This window comes from Trebonia sp., from assembly GCF_030042015.1.
Lineage (GTDB): Bacteria > Actinomycetota > Actinomycetes > Streptosporangiales > Streptosporangiaceae > Trebonia.
In genome coordinates this window covers 1-8,896 of record NZ_JASIAL010000387.1, presented here as the reverse complement: position 1 = coordinate 8,896, position 8,896 = coordinate 1, and the positions used below count along the sequence as shown (strand labels likewise).

General features: G+C 69.2%; 8 protein-coding genes. 7 read left to right on the top strand and 1 reads right to left on the bottom strand.

The genetic code is table 11. The features are described 5' to 3' along the window. The 4 genes from Q1N79_RS21080 to Q1N79_RS21065 all read left to right on the top strand — a co-directional run. The coding region (locus Q1N79_RS21080; protein ID WP_300611547.1) for a Clp protease N-terminal domain-containing protein at nucleotides 1-381 on the top strand (381 nt) is incomplete at its 5' end. Nucleotides 382-636: 255 nt separating this feature from the next. Continuing rightward, nucleotides 637-2,946: a xanthine dehydrogenase family protein molybdopterin-binding subunit gene (locus tag Q1N79_RS21075; RefSeq protein ID WP_300611546.1), complete on the top strand. Its 2,310-nt coding sequence runs from the start codon at nucleotides 637-639 to the stop codon at nucleotides 2,944-2,946. 1 nt (nucleotide 2,947) lies between these two features. Beyond that, nucleotides 2,948-3,463 (top strand): (2Fe-2S)-binding protein, encoded by a 516-nt coding sequence (locus tag Q1N79_RS21070; protein WP_300611545.1) that lies wholly within the window; start codon nucleotides 2,948-2,950, stop codon nucleotides 3,461-3,463. After that, nucleotides 3,460-4,272 (top strand): xanthine dehydrogenase family protein subunit M, encoded by an 813-nt coding sequence (locus tag Q1N79_RS21065; protein ID WP_300611543.1) that lies wholly within the window; start codon nucleotides 3,460-3,462, stop codon nucleotides 4,270-4,272. The genes Q1N79_RS21070 and Q1N79_RS21065 overlap by 4 nt, the downstream gene beginning before the upstream one ends. A gap of 77 nt (nucleotides 4,273-4,349) precedes the next feature. Here Q1N79_RS21065 and Q1N79_RS21060 read toward each other — a convergent pair whose 3' ends face one another. Further along, complete coding sequence (locus Q1N79_RS21060) at nucleotides 4,350-4,553, bottom strand: hypothetical protein (protein WP_300611540.1); 204 nt, start codon at nucleotides 4,551-4,553, stop codon at nucleotides 4,350-4,352. 587 nt (nucleotides 4,554-5,140) lie between these two features. On the opposite strand from Q1N79_RS21060, the gene Q1N79_RS21055 reads away from it, so the two are divergent. From Q1N79_RS21055 to Q1N79_RS21045, 3 genes are all read left to right on the top strand, one after another. Beyond that, nucleotides 5,141-6,229, top strand: coding sequence for a helix-turn-helix transcriptional regulator (locus tag Q1N79_RS21055; RefSeq protein WP_300611538.1), 1,089 nt, complete (start codon nucleotides 5,141-5,143; stop codon nucleotides 6,227-6,229). After that, the gene (locus Q1N79_RS21050; protein WP_300611536.1) at nucleotides 6,169-7,440 is read left to right on the top strand and encodes a hypothetical protein; all 1,272 of its coding nucleotides are present in this window, start codon (nucleotides 6,169-6,171) and stop codon (nucleotides 7,438-7,440) included. Before Q1N79_RS21055 ends, Q1N79_RS21050 begins: the two co-directional genes overlap by 61 nt. Nucleotides 7,441-7,533: 93 nt before the next feature. Continuing rightward, nucleotides 7,534-8,790, top strand: a complete 1,257-nt coding sequence (locus Q1N79_RS21045) for an MFS transporter (protein WP_300611534.1) — start codon at nucleotides 7,534-7,536, stop codon at nucleotides 8,788-8,790. Nucleotides 8,791-8,896 lie beyond the last annotated feature (106 nt).

The following is an 8,896-nucleotide window of genomic DNA, read 5'->3' as shown; positions in this document are numbered from 1 at the left end:
GCGCACCTGGCGGCGGCGCTGCTCGGCCAGCCGGAGGGGCTGGCCGCCAGGGCCGTCGCGGCGGCGGGCATCACCCCCGAGCAGGTTTACGCCGCGGTCGGCGCCGGCCCGGCCGCGCCCGGCCCGACACCGGACTCGGCGGCGCTGCTTGACCTGACCTTCGACGGCACCGCCAAGGCCGCGCTGAAAGAGGCGCTGAAGGCGGCCCTGCGGCTGAGCCACAACTACATCGGCACCGAGCACCTGCTGCTCGGGGTCGTGTCCGCGGGCGGCCCGGCCGCCGCGGCGCTCGGCGGCCTCGGCCTGACCCCGCAGCGCGCCGAACAGCTGGTCGCCGCCGAGATCGCCGCCTACCAGGCCGGCCGTCGGGCAAGCGCCTGACCCTCGCCCGCGGCGCCGCGCTGTGGCCAGCGCACGGATCAGCGAAGTCTGGGTGAGACTACTGACGCGGCTCCCGTGACGTCCGGCACACCGGCCGGATTGAGCCGCGGCATAAGACAGGCGGCCCGGATCGTTCGGGATGGACGGGGCCTGTGCCTCCGGTTTGACCACCGGACCTGCGCCGGGAAAGGATCGTCTCCGGCGATCATCCGCGCGGGTCACGACGGCTACAACGGAAAGAGGAGCTAACGCGGCGTGAGCATACTAGGCACCCGGGTCCTGCGGACCGAAGATCCCGGCTTCCTCACCACGGGAGCCGTCTACACCGACGACGTCCAGGACGAACGGCTGGCGGGAGCCTGCTACGTGCATTTCGTGCGCTCGACGGTCGCGCACGCGAGGATCGGCGCGATCGACACCAGCGCCGCGAAGGGTGCCGACGGGGTCATCGCCGTGTACACAGGCGCGGACCTGGCCGCGGCGGGGATCAACCCGGTCCGCCCGATGATGCCGAACATGAACCAGCGGATGCTGCAGCCCATGCTCGCCGCCGACGTGGTGCGGTTCACCGGCGAGCCCGTCGCCGCGGTCGTCACCGAGCAGGCCTACCAGGGCGAGGACGCGATCGAGCTTGTCGACGTGGACTACGAGCCGCTGCCCGCCGTGGTCGACATGACCGACGCCCTCTCCGGCGCGAGGGGCGTGCTGTTCCCCGGGGCCGGGACGAACGTGGTGGTCAAGTTCGGCGACGAGGCGAACCTCAGCAAGAACCTGTTCGACGGCTGCGAGGTCGTCGTCAGCCAGACGATCCTGAACCAGCGGGTCGCGCCGGCGCCGATGGAGACCCGGGCGGCCGCGGCCACGTGGGGCGAGGACGGCCGGCTGACCGCGTGGATCCCCAACCAGGGCGCGCAGGGCACGAAGATGGCGATCGCCGACATGCTCGGCCTGAAGCCGGACGAGGTGCGGATCATCACGCCCGACGTGGGCGGGGCGTTCGGCGCGAAGTTCGGCGCCGACCCGGAGCACGGGGTCACCTGCTGGATCGCCAGGCAGCTTGGCCGGCCCGCCCGGTGGTCGGAGACCCGCAACGAGAACCTGCTCGCGATGACGCACGGCCGGGCGCAGCAGCAGAAGGTCACGATCGGCGGCGCCAGGGACGGCACCGTGCTCGCCTACCGGATCGAGATCCTGCAGGACTGCGGCGCCTACCCGAAGATCGGCGCGTTCCTGCCGTCGCTGACGATCCTGATGGCGCCTGGGCCGTACGCGATACCGCGGGCCGAGGCGGTCGCGACGTCGGTGGTGACCAACACCACGCCGGTCGGCGCCTACCGGGGGGCGGGCCGTCCCGAGGCGACCGCCGCGATCGACCGCGCTATCGACCTGTTCGCCGCGCAGGCCGGCGTCGACCCCGCCGAGGTGCGCCGCATAAACCTGCTGCCGAAGTTCACCGAGCCGCACACGACCGCGTTCGGCGCGGTCTACGACTGCGGCGACTACGTGACCGCGCTTGAGAAGGCGCTCGCCGCCGCCGGCTACGACGAGCTTCGCGCGCAGCAGGCCAAACGGCGCGCGGCCGGCGACACGCTGCAGCTGGGCATCGGCCTGTCCAGCTACGTGGAGATCACCGGGGCCGGCGGCGAGGCCGGCGGGCCGAACGAGAACGCCGCCGTGGAGGTGCACCCCGACGGCACGGCCACGATCCTCACCGGCACCTCGCCGCACGGCCAGGGCCATTCGACCGTGTGGGCGATGCTCGCCAGCGAGGAACTGGGCATCCCGATCGAGAAGATCACCGTCAAGTGGGGCGACACCGACCTGGTGCCCAGGGGCGGCGGCACCGGCGGGTCGCGGTCGCTGCAGCTGGGCGGCGCGGCGGTGCGCCAGGCGTCGCGCGAGCTGCTCGACGTCGCGCGCGAGCGGGCCGCCGCCACGCTGGAGGCCAGCGCCGCCGACCTGGTGTTCGACACGGCGGCCAGCGCGTTCACCGTCAAGGGCGACCCGGACATCAGCGTGCCGCTGGCGCGGCTTGCCGAGTCAGAGCGGCTGTTCGTGCACAGCGTGTTCACCCAGCCAGGAGCGACGTTCCCGTTCGGCACCCACGTGGCGGTCGTCGAGGTCGACACCGAGACCGGCAAGGTGTTCCTGCGCCGGATCGTGACGGTCGACGACGCGGGCACCGTGATGAACCCGCTGATCGCCGAGGGGCAGCGGCACGGCGGCATCGCCCAGGGCGCGGCGCAGGCGTTCCTCGAGGAGGTCGTCTACGACGCCGAAGGGAACCCGCTGACCGCGACGTTCGCGGACTACCCGTTCCTGTCGGCGACCGAGGTGCCCAGCTTCGAGCTCGCCGACATGGAGACTCCGACCAGCTACAACCCGCTCGGCGCCAAGGGCATCGGCGAGGCGGGCACGATCGGCGCCACCCCCGCGGTGCAGAACGCGGTGATCGACGCCGTGTCCCACCTCGGCGTCCGGCACATCGACATGCCGGCCTCCCCGCAGCGAGTCTGGCGGGCCATCAGCGCGGCCGCGGCCGCTAGCGAATCGAGGGACGCGTAGCATGCGGCTCAAGCTGACCGTCAACGGCGTCACCAGGTCAGGCGAGGTCGAGCCGCGCCTGCTGCTCGTGCACTACCTGCGCGAAGTATGCGGCCTGCGCGCCGCCAACGTCGGCTGCGACACCACCTCATGCGGCGCCTGCACGGTGCTGCTCAACGGCGAGTCGGTGAAGTCATGCACGGTGCTGGCCGCCCAGGCGAACGGCCAGTCGGTGATCACCGTCGAAGGCCTCGCCGGTGAGTCAGGTGAGCTGCACCCCGTCCAGCGGGCGTTCCGCGAGCAGCACGGGCTGCAGTGCGGCTTTTGCACCCCGGGGATGGTGATGGCGGCCACCAGCCTGCTGGCGGAGAACCCGCACCCGACCGAGCAGGAGGTCAGGGAGGGTCTTGAAGGCAACTTCTGCCGCTGCACCGGTTACCACAACATCGTCCGCGCGGTGCTCGCGGCCGCGGAAGCGCTGTCCGCGCCCGATTCCCCGGCGGCTTCCGCAGCGTCCGAAGCCGAGGTGAGCGCGTGATCCCCGCGCCGTTCGAGTACGAGGTCGCCGACTCCGCCGCGCACGCGCTGTCGCTGCTCGCCACCTACGGCGAGGACGCGAAGCTGCTGGCGGGCGGGCACTCGCTGCTGCCGATGATGAAGGTCAGGCTGGCGCAGCCCGCGCTGCTTATCGACATCGCGCGGATCGCCGGGCTGTCCGGCATCCGGGCCGACGGCGGCGAACTCGTGATCGGGGCGACCACCCGGCACGCCGAGCTCGTCTCGTCGCCGCTCGTCAGGGCCGAGGTGCCGATCCTTTCTCATGCCGCCTCGCAGGTCGGCGACCCGCAGATCAGGCACCGCGGCACGATCGGCGGCTCGCTCGCGCACGCCGACCCGTCGGCCGACCTGCCGATGACGCTGCTCGCGCTTGGCGGCCGCGTCGAGATCACCGGCCCGTCCGGCCTGCGGGTGGTCGGCGCCGACGACTTCTTCACCGGGCCGTTCGAGTCGGCGCTCGCGCCTGACGAGCTGCTGTCGGCGGTACGGGTGCCGCGCGGCGGTTCGGTGCCGTGGGGATACCAGAAGTTCGTCAGGCGGGCCAACGACTGGGCGATCGTCGGGGTCGCGGCCTACGGCGGCCGGGTGGCGCTGGCCAGCATGGGCGGCACGCCCCTGCGCGCGCTCGCCGTGGAGGAGGCGCTCCGCTCGGGCGCGCCGATCGCGGCAGCGGCCGAGCTCGCCGCCGAGGGCACCTCCCCGGGTTACGACTTCCACGCCGACGCGGACTACCGCAAGCACCTGGCCCGGGTGCTGACCCGCCGCGCGCTCGAGGGCCGGACCGGCTAAGGCCCTAGTCATCCCGAACGGACAGTGGCGTCTGTCAGGCAGGAACGCCACTGTCCGTTCGTGGTGGCGCGTGCTGCTCACCCGAAGACCCGGCGAAGGCCCTCGACAAGGGCCGTCTCGTCATCGACGAGGTGGATGAACAGCACGACGAGCAGGATGATCACAAGGGCGAGCGCGATCTTGAGCGCGAATCGCCAGAAGACCGCCGCGGCGAGCGCGCCGAGAGCGATCAGTATGGGCGTCGGGTCCTGGCCATAGGTGGCGGCCGTGAGTGCGAGCATTGTCCGTTCCTCGTTGTGCGAAGAAGCGATGCGATGGCCGGGGTGGCCGGCGGAGGGGAAGCGGACTCGCAACGCGCGACGCGTGGCAACCCTGTACGCCCCTGATCGGACCGTCTAGCTGCTACTTTCGGACCGGGTACAGGGTTGCTAGCATCGTTGTCGTCACGATCATTTGCTACCTGGATGTGATTCGTGGTGGCTGGGCCGATGCCTCACGTCGGCCCAGCTTCATTTCCGCCCGATCTGGGCGATTGCGATTGGATTTCCGGCGGGCCTCTCGGCAGCGCAGCAGTCACATCGGCGTCGCTACGTCCCGCCCCTTGAGTGCTGTACATCTGGGTCGGTACCCTCTATGCTGATGCCTTAGGTCCTATTGCGCTCTACTATTCTTTACTGAATTTCAGTAGAGTTCAGAAGACCACGGTGGACCTCAGTAGTGCTTTTATCGTAATTTCCAGGAATATGGCCCGTCAACCGCTCGGCTACTCGCCACTCGCACCTCCAAGTCCCCGCTCGAGGGCGCGACACGTCCCAGCCTGCACACGCGTAACTTCACGCGCACTTCGCCTACTGGAGGTGACCGTTTTATGCAGTTCGTTCCGCCCGAGCAACTAGAACTGGCCCTCCGCCTCAGAAGCCTCCGCGTCGAACTGTGGCCGGACACAAAACTTACGCAGAGCACGCTCGCCAGAGTCCTGGGCGGAAACGAGTCGCTGTCACCCGCCACCGTCGCCTCGTGGGAGAACAGGGGTGCCCCCAAGCTGCCGCCGCGCGAGCGAATCCTCGCCTATGCGCAGTTCTTCGCCACGCGCAGGTCCCTGGTTCCAGCCCCCCAGCTGGTGCCAACGGACACGTTCACACAAGAGGAGCTGGTTTCTTACGAAGCGCTCCGCGAGGAACTGCTGCGACTGCACGCGGCCGTCAGCGGGAGCTCGAACTCCTGGCACTTCGCCGACAGCGGCCCGCTGACGCTCGTCTGCTCTCAGCTTCCCGAGCAAGAGGCCGGCCCGCTGGCCAAACCGGACGACCCTAATTACACGGAGCTGATGTCCTTCGCCGACCTCGACGCAATGGTAGAGCTATGGGGCCATATACGCATGGAAAATCCAGCCATGCGGGTCGCCTACAAGTCCGCGCCGAACGTGAAACCCGATGACCTTTCCGGCCATGTGGTGACTATTGGCGGAATCGGCTGGAATGACGTGACACGGCGGCTTCTGGACCTGACCAGGCTCCCGGTGCTGCAAAAAGAAGACCCGGCTATCCCTTCGGGAGAGATCTTCGTCACGGAGGTAGCTGGCAAAGAGCGCCGCTATCTTCCCAAGTGGTCGGACGCAAATCCCACTAAATTGATCGAAGATATCGGCCTTCTGGTGCGGATGCCCAACCCGCTGAATTCGAACCGGACACTCACGATGTGCAACGGGATTCACAGTCGCGGTGTGTACGGTGCGGTGCGAAGCCTTACCGATGCGCGGCTGCGCGAGTCAAACGAGCGGTACATAGCCCGAAATTTTCGCGACAAACAACAATTCATTATCCTCATGCGGATACAAGTGATAGAAGGAGAAGCGATGACACCTGACTTCAGCATTCCAGAAACCGTGCTTTACCAATGGCCGGACGCGAGTACCGCGTCCGCGACTTCTCCGGCCGGGCCCAGGGCCGGGGCGTGACCGCCCCTTACGGGACGAGAGTCTGCCAGCACCCCACCCATGCGGAACTTATCGGACCAGCTCAAACGCCTTCAACGGCAGCGCAGGACGGCGTCGCGCCTGACGCGATCATCGTGCCCGCATCCCGGCCAGCCGAGAACCTACAGACCGCCATCGGACTGGCCGAAGCCGCGAACTGCCACCTCGTACTGCTATGCAGCTTCCAGGCCCACACCAGCGACGTGCGCGACCGGCTCGCGGAGCGGTCGTTCCACCGGGCCACGGTCATCCAGATACCGGCGCATTACAGGCATGCGTACTTCGAATTCAGGACCACATACTGGGTCGACAACGGCCCGGCGCGGGTAGTGTGCGCCGCTCGTTACAGCGACCTCAGCATCAAGCGGAACATCGGCCTGGTGCTGGCCCGCATGCTCGGCTGGCAGCGCGTCCTTTTCCTGGACGACGACATCAGGAAGGTCTCCGCGGCGGCACTCGCGGGGACGGTGTCACTGCTGGGGGCGCCGGGACGGCGCGGCGTCCCGTATCGAACCGCCGGCATGACGATCAACGGCTTTCCTGACAATTCAGTGGTCTGCCATGCTCGCCGGTGCGTAGGCGAAGATCAAGACGTCTTCGTTACCGGGTCGGTCCTCGCGGTGGACTCAAGCGCTCCGTTCGGGTTCTTCCCCGACATCTACAACGAGGACTGGCTGTTCTTCTACCATGACGCCGCAGAAGGGCGGCTGGCGAGCTCTGACTTCCAGGCGGAACAGGTCGCTTACAATCCGTTCGCCGACCCGCGGCGAGCCGCGGCGCAGGAATTCGGAGATGTCATTGCCGAGGGACTCTACGCATTGCTGCACAGCAAGCTGGGTGTGGAGTCCGCGGACCACGAGTACTGGCGGATGTTCCTGGCGGACCGCAATCGCGTGCTCGATGAGATCGTCCGGCGCTTGCCCGGCCTGCCGCAGGGCCGGGAGGACATGGAAAAAGCGATCAACGGCGCACGCGAAAAGCTCGATGAGATCCGGCCGGACATGTGCGCCGGGTATCTCAAGGCCTGGCAGAGCGACCTCGAACGGTGGGAGGTCAGGCTGGCGAAGCTCCCGCGTGCGGATTCCGTCAGGGACGCGGTGGACGTGCTGAGGCTCCCGTTGGCCGTTTGGGCGACGTTCGGCAAGCACCGCCAGACACCGCCGCCTCTAGGATCATCGGCCGTGGCCGCATAGGCTCTTGTCGATGGGGCGCGGGGCTTGAGGGCCGCAGGCCGCTGTAGCAGCTGAGGAGCAAGCGCTCCATGTGGCTGTCAGGACGGAGCATGTATGGCGGGGATCCGGTTGAAGCTGGACCCCCCGATGCGCCGACTGCTCGTTTTCGTGTGCGCTCTGGTCCTGGTCGACACGGTCTTCTTCTCCGCGCTAACCCCGCTGCTGCCGCATTACGCGCATACGGATGGCCTGTCCAAGGCCGGGGCGGGCATCCTCGTCGCCGCCTACCCGGTGGGGACCCTGGTGGGCGCCCTACCCAGCGGGCTGCTCATCGCCCGGCTCGGCGACCGCGCGACGGTGCTGATCGGCCTGGCGCTGATGTGCGCGTCGACCCTGGTTTTCGGCTGGGTATCGGCTGCCGCCGTACTCGATATCGCCCGGTTCGTCCAAGGCGTCGGCGGCGCGTGCACCTGGTCGGCGGGCCTGGCCTGGCTGGCGACGGCGGCCCCGGAGGATCGGCGCGGCGAGCTGCTCGGTACCGCGCTGGGAGCGGCGGTCGTCGGCGCGCTGTTCGGCCCGGTTGTCGGAGCGGCGGCTAACGCGGTGGGCACCGGGCCGGCGTTCTCGGCCGCCGCGGTGGCGGGCACGATCCTGATAGTGGTGACGTTCACCGTCCCGTCCCCGCGTCCCCAGGCTCCGCAGCCGCTGCGCGCGGCGCTGCCCGCGCTGCGCGACCGCCAGCTAGCCACGGGCATGTGGCTGATGGCCCTGGCCGGCATCGGCTTCGGGGTGGTCGACGTACTCGCGCCGCTGCGCCTTGCCCAGCTTGGCGCATCCGGGACCATCATCGCGGCGACATTCCTGTGCGGAGCACTGATCGAGTCGGGCCTGTCACCGCTGGCCGGGCGGCTGTCTGACCGCTTCGGAGCGGCGCGGCCGCTGACGGTCTCGCTGGCTGTCGGCACGACGGCCAGCATCCTGATCCCGCTTCCCAGCGCGGCGCCCTGGCTGATCGCGGTCCTGATAGCCGGGACCCCGTTCTACGGCTCGCTCTTCGCGCCAGCGTCGGCGCTCGTCAGCGCCGGCGCGGATGGCACGGGGCTCAACCAGGGGATCGCGTTCGCGCTGTCCAACCTGACCTGGGCGGCGGGGCAGGCCTTCGCGGCCTCGGCGAGCGGCGCGCTCGCCGAGGCAACCTCGGACCTCGTCCCGTATACCCTGCTCGCGATCGCCTGCCTGGGGACGCTGGCCTGGATGCTGCGGGCATGGGTGCCGGCGCGCAGGACCACCGCGGGGACCGAGCTCGCCGACGCCGCCCACCCGGGCTCAGCACGGCGCGGCGGCGGAGACGGCCCGGCGCGTTCGGGATAAAGAGGGCTTTGGCTCAGGCCTGTCGACGGCTCTCCGTGTAGGAACGCACCGCGGGCACGACGACGGGGCCGGCCGCCGCTAGCGCCGCGAGCAGCCCGATGAAGGC